We start from the raw sequence: 17529 nt of genomic DNA, 5'->3' as shown, positions 1-17529 counted from the left end.
GGGCGTGTTCACGCTAAAGAATCGGCGATATCAGCCGCGCAATCCGCATCCCCAATTGCTGCAGTCGATGGGTATCTTGGGTGTCTTCTGCAGTAATTTCCCGCGCTTGTTCGAAGTCTTCCTGGAGCATGTGCTCGACCTGGTCGGCGAAGCCGCGATCGACTGTCAGAAGGGTAATCTCGAAGTTCAGGCGGAATGATCGGTTGTCCAGGTTGGCACTCCCAATCGCGCTGACGTCATCATCCACTAGCACCACCTTCTGATGCAGAAACCCGGGTTGGTAACGGAACATACGTACCCCCGCGCGCACTGCTTCGAAGGCAAACAGGCTGGAGGCGGCGTAGACGATGCGGTGGTCAGGCCGTGACGGGATCAGCACCCGCACATCGACTCCCCGTAGCACCGCCAGCCGCAAGGCGGCGAACACGGCCTCGTCAGGGATGAAGTAGGGGCTGGTGATCCACACCCTGCGGGTGGCCGAATGAATCGCTTCAAGGAAGAACAGCGAGCAGGTTTCTTGTGGGTCTGCCGGGCCGCTGGCAAGGGCCTGACACAGCACGCCGTTATCCGGGTACGTATCGGGCAGGATCAGCGGCGGTAGCTGGCGCGTGGCCCAGTACCAGTCCTCGGCGAACGACTCTTGCAAGCAGGCCAGTACCGGCCCGCTGATCTGTACGTGGGTGTCACGCCAGGGGGAAAGCTGTGGATGTTCACCCAGGTACTCGTCTCCCACATTGTGGCCGCCGATGAAGCCGAGCAAGCCATCCACCACCACAATCTTGCGATGGTTGCGGAAGTTCACCTGGAAGCGGTTGAACCAGCCGCGACGGGTAGCGAATGCGTGGATCTGCACACCGCCGTCACGCAGCACCTGGCTGTAGCTGGACGGCAAGGCATGGCTACCGACACGGTCGTACAGCATGAACACCTGCACGCCTTCGGCGGCTTTGCGTAGCAAGAGTTGCTGCAGTGCCTTGCCGAGGGTGTCGTCATGAATGATGAAGAACTGTACCAATACCACATCGCGTGCTTTTTCGATGGCTGCGAAGATGGCATCGAAGGTGGCTTTGCCATTGATCAGCAATTTCACCTGGTTATTTGCCAGGCATGGCATGCGACCCAGCTTGGGCATGGCGCGCAAGGCTGTGTAGCTTTCCGACTCGCGGGCGGTAAGGGCTTCTTCAACCCAGGGCCGCCAGTTGAGGTTGGCCATGGCCACGTGCATTTCCTGGTTGGCCTGGCGCCGAGCCTTGATGTAGGCATAGAACGAGCGGGCGCCGAAGATCAGGTAGGGGATCAAGGTGAGGTAGGGGATGAAGAGCAAGGGCATCGCCCAAGCAATGGCGCCCTGGGCTGTCCGCACGGTGAACAGCGCATGCAGTGCGGCGACAATACCCAGCAGATGGATCAGGCCGAGTAGGTAACCAAAGAAGTAGGGGCTGTGGTAATCCATATGCATCCTGCTTGCCGAGTACACTTGAGTTAACAGAACACGTTCCCGGTCCGCCTGCAACCCGCAGGCGGATTTGGCGTCTAAGGCTCAGTCCGGCCCGTTTGACCGGCTTTTTTCCAGGAGCGTTCGTCCATGAAGATTCGTCTGCCACTGTTGGCGTTGGCCCTAGGCATGAGCAGTCCACTGGTACAAGCCCAGATGCTGCAACCGGGGTTGTGGGAGCTGACCACCAGCAACATGCAGGTCGATGGCAAGCCGCTACCCGACATGGAATTCATGCTCGGTCAGTTGAAGAACCTGCCGCCAGAGCAACGCGCAATGATGGAAGGGGTGTTGGCCAAACAAGGGGTCAGTGTAGGTGGTAAGGGTGTGCGTTCGTGCCTGACGCCTGAACAGGTGGCAACGAATGACATTCCCCTGCAGGACCCGAAATCGGGCTGCACGCAGAAGATTACCGACCGTACCGGTAACGTGTGGAAATTCCAGTTCAGCTGCCCGAAGGCACAGGGTAGTGGCCAGGCTACATTCCTCAGTGATCGGGAATTCACCACCCAGGTCAGTGGCACGTTCAACGCTTCGGGTGTGCAGCAGCAAGGCAGCATGAACACGCGTGCGGTGTGGTTAGGCAATGACTGCGGGGCGGTCAAACCGCGCAGCTGAAATTCCCATTGGTGAGTGGCAACCGCGTCGTGGGCATGCAGGCTCGGATAGTTCCACGTGGAACATTTCATTTCGATCCTTGCCTCGACGCGGTTACGGCATAGCTTTTCGGTCTGACAAAGGGCTGGTCAAGGCTGGTGTTTTCAGCGCGTGCTCGAAGCTGACTTACAAAATAGGCAGCAGAGAAAAAGCGTTCAAAATGAAAGGAGGCGTCAACGGCACCCCTCGATCAAGCTGCAATGCAGCTTGAAGCGCTCCCCGCTGGAACTGGATACGCGGTTCAAGGTGGTCCAGCCTACGCGGCGGCTGTAACCCACCCAGGCCTCACCATCGCTGGCCAGGCCGGTAAAAAAAGTCAATGTGCCATAGCGGCTGTTGGTTTGTGCCCACAGCCGACGGCTGCTGAAGTCGTAGCCGCGAAGGTAGAAGGTGCTGCCTTCAGTACGCACACTGTAGTAACTGCCTTTGCCGTCCTGGCAAGCGAGCAGCGTCGCACTCCGCGTACAAAGGGCCAGTGTTTGGTTTTGTGGCATGGCCAACAGCGAAGCAGGCATGGTGAGTAACAGCAATGCCATGACGCGTGGCAAATTCATTTTTCATCCCCTGTGAGCACTCGTCCGTCGAGAACCACTTGGCGAAATTGTATTGTTACTTTATAACATTGTGCAATGCATCGTTTCGAATGCGTCTGCCTGAAGGGGTTCGCCATGTCCAATCGTCTTCCCGTCACCGTGCTGTCCGGCTTTTTGGGCGCCGGCAAGAGCACGCTGCTCAACCATGTGCTACGCAACCGCGACAACCTGCGGGTGGCGGTAATCGTCAACGATATGAGTGAAATCAACATCGATGCCAGTGAGGTGCAGCGCAATGTCAGCCTCAACCGCGCTGAAGAGAAACTGGTCGAGATGAGCAACGGCTGCATTTGCTGCACGTTGCGCGAAGACCTGCTTGAGGAGGTTGCACGGTTGGCCGAAGAGGGACGTTTCGACTATTTGTTGATCGAATCCACCGGTATCTCTGAGCCGCTGCCAGTGGCTGAGACCTTCACTTTCCGTGACGAGCTGGGTCGCAGTCTGTCCGATATGGCGCGACTGGACACCATGGTCACCGTGGTCGACGGCTTGAACTTCCTGCGCGACTATCAAGCAGCAGACAGCCTGGCCAGCCGTGGTGAAACGTTGGGCGAAGAAGACGAGCGGTCGATCAGTGATTTGCTGATCGAGCAGGTCGAGTTCGCAGATGTGCTGCTGCTGAGCAAGATCGACCTGATCAGCCAACATGAGCGCGAAGAACTCATCGCTATTTTGCGCAGCCTCAATGCCCGGGCGCAGATCGTACCCATGGTCATGGGCCAAGTGCCGCTGGCACGTATCCTCAACACCGGGCTGTTCGACTTCGATCAGGCGGCCCAGGCACCAGGCTGGTTGCAGGAGCTGCGCGGTGAACATGTACCAGAAACCGAAGAGTACGGTATCGCGGCCATGACCTGGCAGGCCCGACGCCCGCTTCATCCACAGCGCTTTTACGACTTTATCCACAAGGACTGGGAAAACGGAAGGCTGCTGCGTTCCAAAGGGTTTTTCTGGTTGGCCAGCAAATATCAGGAAGCTGGCAGCTGGTCGCAAGCGGGCGGCATGATGCGCCATGGTCTGGCTGGCCGCTGGTGGCGCTTCGTGCCACGCGAGCAGTGGCCACAGGATGTGGATAACACGAATGCGATCTTGAAACACTGGACCGCCGACACCGGTGACTGCCGACAGGAGTTGGTGTTTATTGGGCAGAATATCGACGTCGAAAAATTATCCACAGCCCTGGATGCATGCCTGTTGACGGATCAAGAAATGGGCTTGGGTCACATGGGCTGGCTGCGTTTACCTGACCCATTTGGCCCATGGCATGAGGAAGCGGCAGCATGAACCTGGCTCACCGACCTGTGGATATCTTTCAGGTGTTTGGCGAGACGCCTCAAGTGCTGGCCGAAGTGCTGCAGGATGGGGTGAACCTGGCCGTCTGGCGGCGGCGCTTGCCGGCACAACTGGAGGACTTTGCCGCACTGGTGATCAGCCTTGGCCAGCCCTTGGCTGATCAGCGGGTGATTGATGTGAACGAGGAGCAGAAGCCGGTATTGCCAGATCTGCTGCGTGAAGCGGCGGATTTGCATGGGTATGAAGCTTTCGTTGCTGATGTGACGTGGTTGGTGGCGGCTTATACCTGTCTGGTTGGCGCACGACGGGTCGGTGTGCGCTTGCGCGTGTTGAACGCTCCGATGTGCCCACGCTTCCATGTGGATAACGTACCGTTGCGCTTGCTCACCACTTACGTCGGCCCAGGTAGTGAGTGGTTGCAAGAGCAGGATAGCTGTCGTGGAGAGTTACACACAGCTCAGCCACCTGTGGATAACATCCAGCACCTTCAAGCCGCCGAGGTTGCGGTACTTAAAGGCGAACAATGGCAGGGTAACGAAGGGGCAGGCCTGGTGCATCGGTCCCCTTCTACGCAGCGGGGGCGTTTGCTGCTCAGCCTTGACTGGCTGGCCTGACGGCGCATAGTGAGGCATCACCGCCGCCTGAAGCCACCCCATGCTGCAGAACATTCCCACCCATGTAATTGCCGGCCCGCTTGGTGCTGGCAAGACCACGCTGATCCGTCACTTGCTGGCTCAGCGCCCAGCCAACGAGCGCTGGGCGGTATTGATCAACGAGTTCGGCCTTGTCGGCCTGGATGCAGCCTTACTCAGCCGTGACGAAGACGGCATCGCCATCGGCGAGGTCGCAGGCGGCTGCCTGTGCTGCGTCAACGGCATGCCGTTCCAGGTGGGCCTGGGACGACTGCTGCGCAAATCGCGGCCTGACCGGCTGTTTATCGAACCTTCCGGCCTGGGCCATCCCTTGCAGCTGCTGGCTCAGCTGCAACAAGCGCCTTGGGTTGGAGTGCTGACAATTCAGCCACTCATCATGGTTGTGGATGCCCAGGCCATGGCTCGAAACGAGCCTCTTCCAGAGGCTCAACAGCAGGCTTTCAACGCCTCTGAAAGCGTGATTTTCAATAAGTCAGAGGCTGTGGATGAAATACATAAGTTGTTGATAAGTAATAAATTTAAAGAAAAGAAGATCATGTGGACCGTGCAGGGGCAGTTGCCTTTGTCCGGCCTCCCGACGGTATCTCCACAGATTGTTGACAGCCCATTCTTGAAAAACAGGATTGTCGACAATCCTGGAATCGCTCCAGCAGCACTGTGGGCTGACCCGAGTCAACCGATTTGCCTTGCCCAGCAGGGGGAGGGTGGTTGGAGTATTGGCTGGCGGTGGCACCCTGGCCAACAGTTTTATCCACAGCGGCTAAAGGCTTTCTTGTGTGCTTGGCCATGGCGACGGGCCAAGGGAGTTATCCACAGCATGGAGGGCTGGTGGTCATTCAATGGGCTGAATGGGGATATGCCCGCTTGGCAGCCCAGCGACTGGCGGAAGGACACGCGTATCGAGCTGATTTTCGATCAGCCGCAACCGCAACCCGCATTGCAAGCCGGGTTGGATGAATGTCGCGTCAGTTGATCAGTTGCGCCAGCGGTTATGCTCCTGGCGCCATTGCTGCATCTCTATGACGTTGTCGGCGCGCGGTGGGGTCTTGATTTCGAACGGGTAGGGCGCCAGCTCGATCTGCACACTGTGGGCGCCGAACTGGGTCGCGGTGCCGGGGTGACGTTGCTCACCCGTGACGGTGAATTCGAAGGCATAGACGCGTGCCAGGCGCTTGCGGCCATTGGCATCCCGGACAAAGGCGATGCGCTTGAGCGCTACGGCATCGTCAAGCAACTCCAGGTCGAGTTTGGCGCAATGCTGTTTGACCCGTTCCAGGGCCTTTTCACGCAACCCATGGTTGTGCCACAACCAGGCGCCTGCCGTGGCTACCAGCATCAGGACGAAGAGGTTCTCCAGGGTCAACATTTGCATATGCTCCAAACAGGTAGATCCAGCTTAACTGCGTTCCTGGCCTGTCGTACAGGTAGCAATCGAGTTCATACTGCGCTGCGCACAATCCTAGAAACAGCTTTGGAAACCTCCCGCATGAAACGTACCCCGCACCTGCTCGCCATTCAGTCCCACGTGGTGTTCGGCCACGCCGGCAACAGCGCCGCGGTATTCCCCATGCAGCGTATTGGGGTCAATGCCTGGCCGCTCAATACCGTGCAGTTCTCCAATCACACACAGTATGGCCAGTGGGCGGGTGAAGTGCTTGCTCCAGCGCAAATTCCTGCGTTGGTGGAAGGCATTTCCAACATCGGCGAGCTGGGCCACTGCGATGCGGTGCTTTCCGGCTACCTGGGCAGTGCCGAACAAGGGCGAGCGATCCTGGCCGGTGTCGAGCGGATCAAGGCGGTAAACCCAAAAGCGTTATACCTGTGCGACCCGGTCATGGGGCACCCGGAAAAGGGCTGCATCGTGCCGCCCGAAGTCAGTGAGTTCCTGCTTGACGAGGCGGCAGCCACGGCGGACATCCTGTGCCCCAACCAGCTGGAGCTGGACAGCTTCTGTGGGCGCCGCGCCCAGTCGCTGGAGGACTGCGTGAACATGGCGCGCAGCCTGCTGCAGCGTGGACCACAGGTTGTACTGGTCAAGCACCTGGCGTACCCCGGGCGGGCCGAAGAGCATTTCGAAATGCTGCTGGTGACCGCCGAGCACAGCTGGCACTTGCGCCGCCCACTGCTGGCGTTTCCGCGTCAGCCGGTGGGGGTGGGTGACCTGACCTCAGGCCTGTTCCTGGCGCGTGTGCTGCTCGGCGACAGCTGGGTGCAGGCATTCGAATTCACGGCTGCGGCAGTGCATGAAGTGCTGCTGGAAACCCAGGCCTGCGCCAGCTACGAATTGCAGCTGGTACGGGCCCAGGACCGCATTGCGCACCCACGGGTGCGCTTCGAAGCGCAGTTGCTCGCGCTTTAAATGGCGTCGGTTTTCAGGTCCTGGTAGCGCTTTTCCAGCTCCTGGCGGATCTGCCGGCGCTGCTGGCCCTGCAGGAAGCGGCGCTTTTCTTCGCTGCTGTGCGGCTGGCGTGGTGGCACCGGCACCGGACGGCGGTTGTCGTCGACCGCGACCATGGTGAAGAAGCAGCTGTTGGAATGGCGCACCGAGCGTTCGCGAATGTTCTCGGTCACGACTTTGATGCCAACTTCCATCGAAGTGTTGCCGGTGTAGTTGACCGACGCCAGGAAGGTCACCAGTTCACCCACGTGCACGGGTTCACGGAAGATCACCTGGTCTACCGACAGGGTCACCACATAACTGCCGGCGTAACGGCTGGCACATGCATAAGCCACTTCGTCGAGGTACTTGAGCAGGGTGCCGCCATGTACGTTGCCAGAAAAGTTGGCCATGTCCGGGGTCATCAGGACGGTCATGCTCAGCTGGGCGTTTCCAGGTTCCATAGTGTGCTCACGGTGAGGTTGCGCTGAATCGGGCGAATGGAGGGCGTTATCTGCTGACACTTCTGTTCCCCTCTTTGAATTTGCCTTGCTGATACGGGACGTTGGCTGGCGCGCTGTCGTCACGCTGATCATGCCATCACGAGCGCTTTTCCGGCCGATCTGTTTCTGCATATTGCACCGACTTTTAGCGGCGGGGTGCGATGTTAACCTGAGTACGCCCATGCAACATGGGCGTTGCTGCATTCAATGCAGTATGTACTTGCTGCTCGCTCAGGGTTGCCTCGGCAGGAGCGGTCTGACCAGGCATCCATAAAAAGACGAGATAAGGAGTATCACGCCATGCATGCCATCAGCTTCATCCAGGACCTGGCAGTCATCATGCTGATCGCTGGCGTCGTCACCATTCTTTTTCACCGCCTGAAGCAGCCGGTGGTGCTGGGCTACATTGTCGCCGGCTTCATCATTGGCCCACATACTCCCCCGTTCGGCCTTATTCATGACGAAGAAACCATCAAGATCCTCGCTGAACTGGGCGTGATATTCCTCATGTTCTGTCTGGGGCTCGAGTTCAGCCTGCGCAAGTTGTTCAAGGTCGGCGCCACGGCGTTCATCGCAGCGTTCCTGGAAATCGTGCTGATGATCTGGATCGGCTTCGAGATTGGCCGCTGGTTTGGCTGGAGTACCATGGATTCACTGTTCCTGGGCGCCATCCTGGCCATTTCCTCCACCACCATCATCGTCAAGGCGCTCAACGACTTGAAGATGAAGAACGAGCGCTTTGCCCAGCTGATCTTCGGCGTGCTGATCGTCGAGGACATTCTGGGTATCGGTATCATTGCCCTGCTGTCGGGCATCGCGGTCAGCGGCACGGTCAGCTCGGGCGAGGTGTTCTCCACAGTCGGCAAGCTGTCGCTGTTCATGGTCGTCGCTCTGGTCATCGGTATTTTGCTGGTGCCGCGGTTATTGGCCTACGTCGCAAGGTTCGAAAGCAACGAAATGTTGCTGATCACCGTTCTGGGCCTGTGTTTCGGCTTCTGCCTGCTGGTCGTGAAGCTGGAATACAGTATGGTTCTGGGCGCTTTCCTGATTGGCGCGATCATGGCCGAATCACGCCAGTTGTTGAAGATTGAACGCTTGATTGAGCCCGTACGCGACCTGTTCAGCGCCATATTCTTCGTCGCCATCGGTATGATGATTGATCCTCAGGTGCTCATCGACTATGCCTGGCCGATCGTAGTCATCACCCTGGCGGTGGTACTGGGCAAGATGCTGTCTTGCGGCATGGGGGCGTTCATAGCCGGCAATGACGGGCGTACGTCTTTACGCGTGGGCATGGGGCTTTCGCAGATTGGCGAGTTCTCTTTCATCATCGCCGCGCTGGGCATGACCCTGCAGGTGACCAGCGACTTCCTTTACCCGGTGGCGGTTGCAGTATCGGCAATCACTACGTTGCTGACACCCTACCTGATCCGCGCGGCTGACCCGTTGTCGCAGAAACTGGGCAATGTGGTGCCCGCCCGCCTCGCGCGCGTGCTGTCGTTGTATGGCGAGTGGTTGCGCAACATCCAGCCGCAGGGCGAGAGTGCCATGCTGGCGGCGATGATCCGGCGCATCCTGTTGCAGGTGGGGGTGAACCTGGCGCTGGTGATCGCTATCTTCTTCAGTGGCGGTTATTTTGCAGGGCGTCTCGGCAATTGGCTCAGCGAGTGGGTCAGCGATGTCAGCCATCAGAAGGCCGTCATTTGGGGGGCAGCGTTGTTGCTGTCACTGCCATTCCTGATCGCCGCGTACCGCAAGCTAAAAGCACTCTCGATGCTGCTGGCAGAGATGGGCGTGAAGCCGGAAATGGCCGGGCGACATACCCAGCGCGTGCGCCGTGTGATCGCCGAAGTGATCCCGCTGTTGTCGCTGTTGGTGATTTTCCTGCTGCTGTCGGCATTGTCCGCCAGCATTCTGCCCACCAGCGAATTGCTGCTGGTGATTGCCGTGGTAGCTGCGGTGGTGGTGGCGTTGTTGTGGCGCTGGCTCATCCGCGTGCACACGCGCATGCAGATCGCGTTGCTGGAGACGCTGGAGAACAGTCGCGAGAACTCGCACTGAGGGGGTTCCGCCCTGGGCAAGGTATCTCGCCCGCCCGAGGAGGTGGGGCTATAGCGATGTCGCCAGGCGCAAAAAGCCTGGCGATTTTAACGACCTTGAGTCGCTAAGACGTCATTTTCCTGCCTCAAATCGCGCATCTATAAGGGCGTTAGCGATCAGCTCTCCAGCCAAACATCTCGCGCCCAGTGCCACACCGATTCCCAACTGTCTTCGCCGACACCTTCCTCTTCGGCATCCCACAGCACCACGGTGCCATCTTCTTCCACGCAATAGTAATTGTCGCCGTCCTGGCACAGCGGAATCAGGTCGCGCGGTACGCCGGCATCCCAAGCGTTGGAGGCCACATCTGGCAGGTAGGTGTGCGAGTGCGGATCAGTGACGGTAACTGGCTCAAGGGAGCCGTAAACCACATCACTTACGGTCAGCAGAAACTCTTTGAACACGAATGGAATATTGATGAACAGCTGCTCTTCGATTTCTACCAGCTGGTCTTCGTCGGGAAGCTCCAAGGGCACCGGTACCGGCTCATTCGCTTCACGGAGTTGTTCGATCACTTCTTCCACGGTTCACTTCCTCTGACCTAGATGACAACGCTGCGCCTTATACCCTAGTAGCCCACTTTGGCAAAAGCAAAAACCCCGGGCAAGCCCGGGGTTCTCTGTTTAGCACGCAGCGGTTAGCCGTTCTGACGGATACCGGCTACCAACCAAGGCTGGTTCTCGCCTTGGGCGCGAACCATGTGCCAGCTTTCGCTGAACACTTCGCCCTGGTCGAAGCGCGAATTCTTCGACACGCCACGGAAGGTCAGGGTAGCGTCGGTGCGGTCGGCGCGGTCATCGACACCGTCCAGCTGCACTTCCAGGTTATCGATGTAGGTAGACTGGAAGCCATCACCCAGCTCAGCACGCTCACGCTTGAGGAACTCAAGCATTTGCGGGGTAACGAACTCGCTGATCTTGTCCATTTCATTGGCATCCCAGTGCTGCTGCAGCGACTGGAAGTGGTTACGGGCTGCCGCCAGGAAGCTCTGCTCGTTGAACCAGGCCGGCGCGTTGATCACCGGTGCGGCTGCGGCAGCAGGTGCGGCCGAACCACCGAAAATCGACGGCTGCGCAGGCTGCGCGTGAGCCTCACGCTGCATCGGCGCATGGCCTGGCATAGCCATTTGCGGCTGCTGCTGGCGACGGCGCGCGGCGATGAAGCGGAACACGAGGAAGGCGATGAGCGCCACGATCAGGAAGTCCATGATCTGGAAGCCCTCGAAACCGTCGCCCATGAACATGGAAGCCAGCAGGCCACCGGCGGCGAGGCCGGCCAGTGGGCCCAACCAGCGCGAAGCACCGCTGGCGGCAGCCGGTGCACGGCCAGGTGCGGTCGGCGCGGCAGCAGGCGTGGTAGGCGTAGCCTGGCGGGTCTGGTGGATAGGCGCGGAGCCCGAGCTCTTGCCGCCGCCGAAACGCTTGGCGCTGGCGTCCAGGCTCAGCGTCAGGCCGACGCAGAGCGCCAGTGCGATGCTAAGAAAACGTTGCATAAGTGGGATATCCCCTGTTGTGGATTGCACGCGCGTCATGGTGCACAGGTTCCCGGGCACATGACCAGCGACATAGTGTTTCGAGCTTTTGCTTGAATGTTACAAAGTTGGCAGGCCCGACCCTTGCGGGCTTTAGACAGCCTCGAGCTTGGCATACCCCAGCATCAGCCATTTGCTACCTTCGGCAAAATTCACCTGCACCCGCGCCTGAGCGCCAGAACCCTCGAAGTTGAGGATCACACCTTCGCCGAATACCGCATGCTGCACACGCTGGCCAAGGTTGAACGCGGTCTGCGGAATGCTGGCATTGGCGAACAGGTTGCTGTTGGTGGCCGTCTTGGCCCCGCCGAACGGGCGGCTGACGCTGTTGGACAGGCGTACTTCCTGAACCAGGCCTGCCGGTATTTCACGTACGAAACGCGACACCTTGTTGTAAGTCTCGCTGCCATAAAGGCGGCGTGTTTCGGCGTAGGTCATGACCAGCTGGCGCATGGCGCGGGTGATGCCTACATAGGCCAGGCGTCGTTCCTCTTCCAGGCGGCCGGGTTCTTCCAGGCTCATCTTGTGCGGGAACAAGCCTTCTTCCATGCCCACCAGGAACACATATGGGAACTCAAGGCCTTTGGCGCTGTGCAGGGTCATCAGCTGGATGCTGTCTTCATGCTCGTCAGCCTGAGTATCGCCAGCTTCGAGTGAGGCGTGGCCAAGGAAGGCCGAGAGCGGGGAAAGGTCGGCGTCTTCGTCGGTGGACTCGAAGTTGCGCGCCGCACTGACCAGTTCCTCAAGGTTTTCTACCCGTGCCTGGCCCTTTTCACCCTTTTCTTCCTGGTGATAGGTGATCAGGCCGGACTGTTCGATGGTGGTCTGGGTCATGGTATGCAGCGGCATGTCCACAACCTTGGCAGCCAGCCCCTCGATCAGCTCGATAAAGGCCCCCAGGGCACTGGCAGCGCGGCCTTTGAGGGCCTTGGCAGCGATCAGCTGGCACATGGCCTCCCACATGGACAGCTGGCTGTGACGGGCGTGCTCGCGGATGGCTTCGACGGTTTTTTCGCCAATACCGCGCGGCGGCACGTTGATCACCCGCTCCAGCGCGGCATCGTTGCCACGCCCTTCGATCAGGCGCAGGTAAGCCATGGCATTCTTGATTTCGGCGCGCTCGAAGAAGCGCTGGCCGCCATAGATGCGGTAGGGGATGCGCTCGCGCAGCAGGGCCTCTTCCAGCACGCGCGACTGGGCGTTGGAACGGTACAGGATGGCGATCTCGTTGCGCGCATTGCCCTGCTTGACCAGGCTCTCGATGGTTTCCACGACATAGCGCGCTTCGTCGTGCTCGTTGTAGGCCGCGTACAGGGTCAGTGGTTCGCCTTCGCCCATGTCGGTCCACAGTTCCTTGCCCAGGCGCCCGCTGTTGTTGGCGATCAGCGCGTTGGCCGCCTTGAGGATGCCGCCGGTAGAGCGGTAGTTCTGCTCCAGGCGGATCATTTCGGCGTCAGGGAAGTCGGCGGTGTACTGGTGAATGTTCTCGATCTTGGCGCCGCGCCAGCCGTAGATCGACTGGTCGTCATCGCCTACCGCCATCAGGCTGTCGCCACCGCGTGCCAGCAGGCGCAACCAGGCGTACTGCACGGCGTTGGTATCCTGGAACTCGTCCACCAGCACGTGGCGGAAGCGTCGCTGATAGTGCTCCAGCAGGCCCGGGTGGTCACGCCACAGGTCCAGGGCGCGAAGCAGCAGCTCGGAGAAATCGATGACACCGGCGCGCTCGCAAGCCTGCTCGTAGGCCGTATAGACCTCGCGCATGGTCGCCAGGAACAGGTCGCCCCCCGCCTGGATATGCTGCGGGCGCAGGCCTTCGTCTTTCTGTCCGTTGATGAACCATTGGGCCTGGCGTGCCGGCCACTTCTGCTCGTCCAGGCCCAACTCGCGCATGACCCGCTTGATCAGGCGCTGCTGGTCGTCGCTGTCGAGGATCTGGAAGTTCTGCACCAGCCGCGCTTCCTGCCAGTGGGCCCGCAACAGGCGATGGGCCAGGCCGTGGAAGGTGCCTACCCACATGCCTGCCGGGTTGATGCCCAGCAGTTGCTCGATCCGCTGGCGCATTTCTGCTGCGGCCTTGTTGGTGAACGTCACCGACAGGATCGAGTGCGGCGACGCCTGCTCGACCTGGATCAGCCAGGCGATGCGGTGTACCAGCACGCGGGTTTTACCGGAACCGGCGCCGGCAAGCACCAGTTGACGCCCGAGCGTGGCCGCTACGGCCTGGCGTTGGGCATCGTTGAGGGAGTTCAGCAGGAGAGAGAGGTCGTCTGTGCGCATCGGGCCATTCTAGGGCGATGCCGGGTAAGGGGCAAATATCTACTGTATGAATATTCACCTGGCGGCATCCCGCTCATCGGTCCGGGGCCAGGTCACGGCCTGCGCAAGCTGGCTGAGGCATGGTCAGGCGATGGCCTTCACGTTATGGATTTCGCACCTTCGAACTTCATCTGCTGCTGTTTCAGATTAAGGATCGCGCCATCGCGCAGGTCATTCAGCCATGCCAATGCCTGCCATGCCTGGCGAGCAGGCTGTTGGCTTGTTCGGGCCCGAAACTGCCAGCCGGGTAGGGGCGGGGCGCCTGGAAGTGCTCTTCACAGCCCTTGATGATTGGATCTACCCAAGCCCAGGCTGCTTCCACTTCATCGCGGCGCATGAACAGTGTCGAATCACCTTCGAGCACATCCAGCAGCAGACGCTCGTAGGCTTCCCAGCGGCGAGTCTGGCTGAACACCTGGGCCAGATTAAGGTCCAGGTCCACGGGTTCCAGGCGCATGCCCTTGCCTGGGCTCTTGGTCATCATGCGCAGGCTGATGCGTTCGTCCGGTTGCAGCTGTATCAGCAACTGGTTGACCTGGCCGCCGCTGAACAGTTCGTGAGGCACTGGCTTGAACTGGATGACGATCTGCGAAGCGCGCCGCGCCATGCGTTTGCCGGTGCGCAGATAGAAAGGCACGCCCGCCCAGCGCCAGTTGTCGATGTGCGCCTCGATGGCCACGAAAGTTTCGGTATCGCTGTCGTTGTCGACGTCCTTTTCAAAGTAGTAGGCCGGCACTTCCTGGCCGCCGATACGCCCGGCACCATACTGGCCGCGTACCGTCTTGTCCTGCACATCCTGGCCGGTGATCGGCTTGAGGGCGCGCAGGATTTTCACCTTTTCGTCGCGTACCGCTTCGGCCTCGAACTGCGCGGGTGGCTCCATGGCCACCAGGCAAAGCAGTTGCAGCAGGTGGTTCTGCAGCATGTCGCGAATAGCCCCGGCGCGATCGTAGTAGGCACCGCGGTTTTCTACGCCCAGTGTCTCGCAAACGCTGATCTGGACATGGTCGACCTGGTTGTTGCGCCATACCGGCTCCAGCAGGGCATTGGCAAAACGCAGGGCCATCAGGTTCTGCACGGTTTCCTTGCCCAGGTAGTGGTCGATGCGGAACACCTGTCTTTCTTCGAACACCGTGCCAATCGCTTCATTGATGGCAGTGGCCGATTCCAGCGAATGGCCGATCGGTTTTTCCAGCACGATGCGCGCTTCGGTGTCGGCCAGTCCGGCAATGCGCAGGTGGTTGGCAATCGGCACGAACAGGTTGGGAGCGGTGGCCAGGTAGAAGATGCGCGTCAGCCCACCGGGTTCGCCCAGGTAGCGTGCCAGGCGGCCGAAGTCGGCGCTCTGTGAAGCATCCATCGGGAAGTAGTCGACCCGTGCGGAAAACCGCCGCCATACCTCTTCGTCGAAGTCGCTGCGGGCAATCTGTGCCCGACAATGGCGTTCGGCGAGCTTCAGATAGTCGATGCGTGGCAGGTTGCGTCTGGCCAGTGCGATGACCCGCACGGCAGGGTTCAGACGGGCCTCGCGAAACAGGTGGTAGAGCGCCGGAAGCAATTTGTGCAGGGCCAGATCACCGGTGCCGCCGAAGACCAGAATGTCGCAAGGAATAGTCAAACCACCACTCTCCACGTTCGTTTAACTGGGCGGGTTGGCGTCCATGTAGTATAACTACAAGAAAGCTACAACCCGGCAAGCCGATCATAACCGAGTCCCGCCTGTGAATCTGTTGCAACATATCGCCCAATCGCGCCACTTGCTGCGCAAATCGGAACTGAAAGTGGCCGACCACGTGCTGCTCGACCCGGCTGCCGTCATGCACAGCTCCATGGCCGATTTGGCGCACAGCGTGGGTATCAGTGAGCCGACCATCGTGCGTTTCTGCCGGGCCATTGGCTGCTCGGGCTTCCAGGACCTGAAGCTGAAGCTGGCGCAAAGCCTGGCTGCCGGGGCCAGCTTCGGTCAGTTCGCCATCCACGAAGACGATTCGGTCGCCGACTACAGCCTGAAGATCTTCGACACCACCCTGCACACCCTGATGGAAGTACGCGAGCACCTTGATCCGCAGGCGCTGCAACAAGCCGTGAGCGCCATGGCCCAGGCGCAGCGGGTAGAGTTCTACGGCTTTGGCGCGTCCGGTGCGGTTGCGGCCGATGCCCAGCACAAGTTCTTCCGCCTGCTGCTCAGCGCGGCAGCGTATTCCGACCCGCACATGCAAGCGATGTCGGCGGTTACCCTGAAGCCGGGCGATGTGGCGGTGTGTATTTCCCAGTCGGGCCGTTCCAAGGACCTGCTGATCACTGCCAACCTGGTGCGTGAGAGCGGCGCCAACCTGATTACCCTGTGCCCCAGCCAGACGCCGCTGGCCGAGCTATCGACGGTCAACCTGGCGATCGACGTGCATGAAGACACCGAGATCTACACCCCACTGACCTCGCGTATTGCCCACCTGGTGGTGATCGACGTGCTGGCGATGGGCGTTGCCATGGCGCGCGGGCCTAGCCTGGTCAACCACCTGAAGAGCGTGAAACGCAGCTTGCGCAGCTTGCGTCTGTCGCCCAAGTCGATCAAGGCTACCGACGACTGAATTCAACCTGTACTGGCGTCTTCGCGGGCTTGCCCGCTCCCACAGGTACTGTGCACTTCTATAAATCGGTGCAATTCCTGTGTGAGTGGGGCAAGCCCGCGAAGAGGCCGGTACAGGCAGTGAAAATTCACGATTCTGTCACCATTACACCGCCAAACGGTAAACCATCAAGGCCAGTCTGAAACCCCCGCATACTATCTGGGAGACAGGCAATGGCTCGTGACTTCGACGGTACGTACCAACCCAACGCCAAGGCTCGCAAGCAGCAGGAAAAGGATCAGCGCCGTATGGAATACCGCCGCGCGATCGAGAGCTATTGCGACCAACGTCAATTGCTCCGCGACCTGGCGGACTACCCCGAGCTGCAAGCACTCACTGTATGGCAGTCGTCGGCGGCAACTTCCCCGAAAAACGTTCAACAAGCGCGCTGATAAGAGCACGTTCGCCGCGTATGAATGCAAGGAACGCCAAGGCCACCGGCGACTGCCGCTTGGCCTTGGCCTGCACCACGCACCAGCTACGGTACAGCGGTAGCTCCTCGACCGGTAATTCCTTCAGCATCCCGGTAGCCAATTCCAGGTTGACTGCGTGACGGGTCAACAGGGCGATCCCCAGCCCGGCGATCACGCATTCGCGCTGGGCATCGGCCGAGGCTACTTCAAGCGTCTGGGCGAAATGCACGCGCTTGTCCTTGAAGTACTCTTCGCACGCCTTGCGTGTTCCCGAACCTTGCTCGCGGACCAGCAGGGTATGTGGCTCCAGGTCCTGCATGCGCAACTGCTCCAGCTTGCACAGCGGGTGCTGTGGCGGCGCAACCGCAACGATCGGGTTGTTGAGGAACGGCAGAAACTCCAGGCCCATGTCTTGCGGCACCATCGACATGATGATCAGGTCGTCGCGGTTATCGGAAAGGCGGCGGATGGCTTGGGCACGGTTGACTACCGTCAGGGTCAGGTTGACTTCCGGGTGACGCTGCTTGAAGGCGGCGAACAGGTGTGGCACGAAGTACTTGGCACTGGACTCGATCGCCAGTTTCAACTGACCTTGCAGTGAGCCCTGCATGTCCGACAGCTGCATGTCCAGGCTCTCCAGGCGCCCGAAGATATCGTGGCTGGCGCGCTGCAGGGCCTCGGCCGCCTCGGTCAGGTAGAGCTTCTTGCCCACGTACTCGAACAATGGCTGACCGATCAGCTCTTCAAGCTGACGGATCTGTAGACTAACGGCGGGTTGCGTCAGCGCCATCTCCTCCGCAGCACGGCTGTACGACCGCAAATCGCACACCTCATTGAAGATCTGGAGTTGACGCAATGTCATACGCATCAAGGACTTACGCATTTTAATCTGCTCTTCGGCAACACCTTGTTACCCAACTATAAGCTTTTGCTAATACAGCCTCTAACAAATATTGATTTTTGTTTAT

General features: G+C 59.7%; 17 protein-coding genes. 8 read left to right on the top strand and 9 right to left on the bottom strand.

All coding sequences use genetic code 11. The features are described 5' to 3' along the window. Positions 1-13: 13 nt before the first annotated feature. Positions 14-1453: a cardiolipin synthase gene (gene cls, locus PRJ_RS27435; protein WP_104962838.1), complete on the bottom strand. Its 1440-nt coding sequence runs from the start codon at positions 1451-1453 to the stop codon at positions 14-16. Positions 1454-1585: 132 nt separating this feature from the next. Here cls and PRJ_RS27430 point away from each other — a divergent pair, with 132 nt between their 5' ends. Then, positions 1586-2113: a DUF3617 domain-containing protein gene (locus PRJ_RS27430; protein ID WP_010955846.1), complete on the top strand. Its 528-nt coding sequence runs from the start codon at positions 1586-1588 to the stop codon at positions 2111-2113. Between the two features lie 212 nt (positions 2114-2325). Here the strand turns inward: PRJ_RS27430 and PRJ_RS27425 are convergent, their stop codons facing one another. Continuing rightward, complete coding sequence (locus tag PRJ_RS27425) at positions 2326-2706, bottom strand: glutamine synthetase (protein WP_104962837.1); 381 nt, start codon at positions 2704-2706, stop codon at positions 2326-2328. A 114-nt stretch (positions 2707-2820) separates the two neighbouring features. Here PRJ_RS27425 and zigA point away from each other — a divergent pair, with 114 nt between their 5' ends. The 3 genes from zigA to PRJ_RS27410 are packed head-to-tail and all read left to right on the top strand — an operon-like array spanning position 2821 to position 5664. Beyond that, on the top strand, positions 2821-4029 hold the full coding sequence (gene zigA / locus PRJ_RS27420) for a zinc metallochaperone GTPase ZigA (RefSeq protein ID WP_104962836.1): 1209 nt from the start codon (positions 2821-2823) through the stop codon (positions 4027-4029). Then, entirely contained in the window at positions 4026-4652 is a 627-nt protein-coding gene (locus tag PRJ_RS27415; protein ID WP_104962835.1) for a DUF1826 domain-containing protein, read from the top strand. Before zigA ends, PRJ_RS27415 begins: the two co-directional genes overlap by 4 nt. A gap of 40 nt (positions 4653-4692) precedes the next feature. Further along, positions 4693-5664 (top strand): GTP-binding protein, encoded by a 972-nt coding sequence (locus PRJ_RS27410; protein ID WP_047603739.1) that lies wholly within the window; start codon positions 4693-4695, stop codon positions 5662-5664. Here PRJ_RS27410 and PRJ_RS27405 read toward each other — a convergent pair whose 3' ends face one another. Then, entirely contained in the window at positions 5665-6057 is a 393-nt protein-coding gene (locus PRJ_RS27405; protein WP_003253259.1) for a DUF3301 domain-containing protein, read from the bottom strand. 120 nt (positions 6058-6177) lie between these two features. On the opposite strand from PRJ_RS27405, the gene pdxY reads away from it, so the two are divergent. Then, positions 6178-7050, top strand: coding sequence for a pyridoxal kinase PdxY (pdxY, locus tag PRJ_RS27400; protein WP_004575195.1), 873 nt, complete (start codon positions 6178-6180; stop codon positions 7048-7050). Here the strand turns inward: pdxY and PRJ_RS27395 are convergent. Further along, positions 7047-7532: an acyl-CoA thioesterase gene (locus PRJ_RS27395; protein ID WP_003253263.1), complete on the bottom strand. Its 486-nt coding sequence runs from the start codon at positions 7530-7532 to the stop codon at positions 7047-7049. The genes pdxY and PRJ_RS27395 overlap by 4 nt on opposite strands. A 339-nt stretch (positions 7533-7871) precedes the next feature. Here PRJ_RS27395 and PRJ_RS27390 point away from each other — a divergent pair, with 339 nt between their 5' ends. Next, positions 7872-9632 (top strand): cation:proton antiporter, encoded by a 1761-nt coding sequence (locus tag PRJ_RS27390; protein WP_104962834.1) that lies wholly within the window; start codon positions 7872-7874, stop codon positions 9630-9632. A gap of 155 nt (positions 9633-9787) precedes the next feature. Here the strand turns inward: PRJ_RS27390 and PRJ_RS27385 are convergent, their stop codons facing one another. The 4 genes from PRJ_RS27385 to zwf all read right to left on the bottom strand — a co-directional run bounded on the left by PRJ_RS27385 (position 9788) and on the right by zwf (position 15139). Then, positions 9788-10195 (bottom strand): SMI1/KNR4 family protein, encoded by a 408-nt coding sequence (locus PRJ_RS27385; protein WP_010955839.1) that lies wholly within the window; start codon positions 10193-10195, stop codon positions 9788-9790. 113 nt (positions 10196-10308) lie between these two features. Then, a complete protein-coding gene (locus PRJ_RS27380; RefSeq protein ID WP_003253268.1) occupies positions 10309-11163 on the bottom strand; it encodes a Tim44 domain-containing protein in 855 nt (284 codons plus the stop codon). A 132-nt stretch (positions 11164-11295) separates the two neighbouring features. After that, positions 11296-13482, bottom strand: a complete 2187-nt coding sequence (gene uvrD, locus PRJ_RS27375; protein WP_010955837.1) for a DNA helicase II — start codon at positions 13480-13482, stop codon at positions 11296-11298. Between the two features lie 214 nt (positions 13483-13696). Next, positions 13697-15139 (bottom strand): glucose-6-phosphate dehydrogenase, encoded by a 1443-nt coding sequence (gene zwf / locus PRJ_RS27370; RefSeq protein ID WP_104962833.1) that lies wholly within the window; start codon positions 15137-15139, stop codon positions 13697-13699. A gap of 103 nt (positions 15140-15242) precedes the next feature. On the opposite strand from zwf, the gene hexR reads away from it, so the two are divergent. Together hexR and PRJ_RS27360 are read left to right on the top strand one after the other, a co-directional pair. After that, the gene (gene hexR, locus PRJ_RS27365) at positions 15243-16109 is read left to right on the top strand and encodes a transcriptional regulator HexR (protein WP_003253273.1); all 867 of its coding nucleotides are present in this window, start codon (positions 15243-15245) and stop codon (positions 16107-16109) included. A gap of 212 nt (positions 16110-16321) precedes the next feature. Continuing rightward, positions 16322-16540 carry a PA3496 family putative envelope integrity protein gene (locus PRJ_RS27360; protein ID WP_061405728.1) on the top strand — a complete coding sequence of 73 codons (219 nt, stop codon included), beginning with the start codon at positions 16322-16324 and terminating at the stop codon, positions 16538-16540. On the opposite strand, the gene PRJ_RS27355 is transcribed toward PRJ_RS27360, so the two are convergent. Next, positions 16482-17444 carry a LysR family transcriptional regulator gene (locus PRJ_RS27355; RefSeq protein ID WP_104886893.1) on the bottom strand — a complete coding sequence of 321 codons (963 nt, stop codon included), beginning with the start codon at positions 17442-17444 and terminating at the stop codon, positions 16482-16484. The genes PRJ_RS27360 and PRJ_RS27355 overlap by 59 nt on opposite strands. Positions 17445-17529: the final 85 nt, after the last annotated feature.

This window comes from Pseudomonas sp. XWY-1, from assembly GCF_002953115.1.
Taxonomy (GTDB): Bacteria; Pseudomonadota; Gammaproteobacteria; order Pseudomonadales; family Pseudomonadaceae; genus Aquipseudomonas; species Aquipseudomonas alloputida.
The sequence above is the reverse complement of the archived record's forward strand: the minus strand, read 5'-3'. Positions and strand labels throughout refer to the sequence as shown.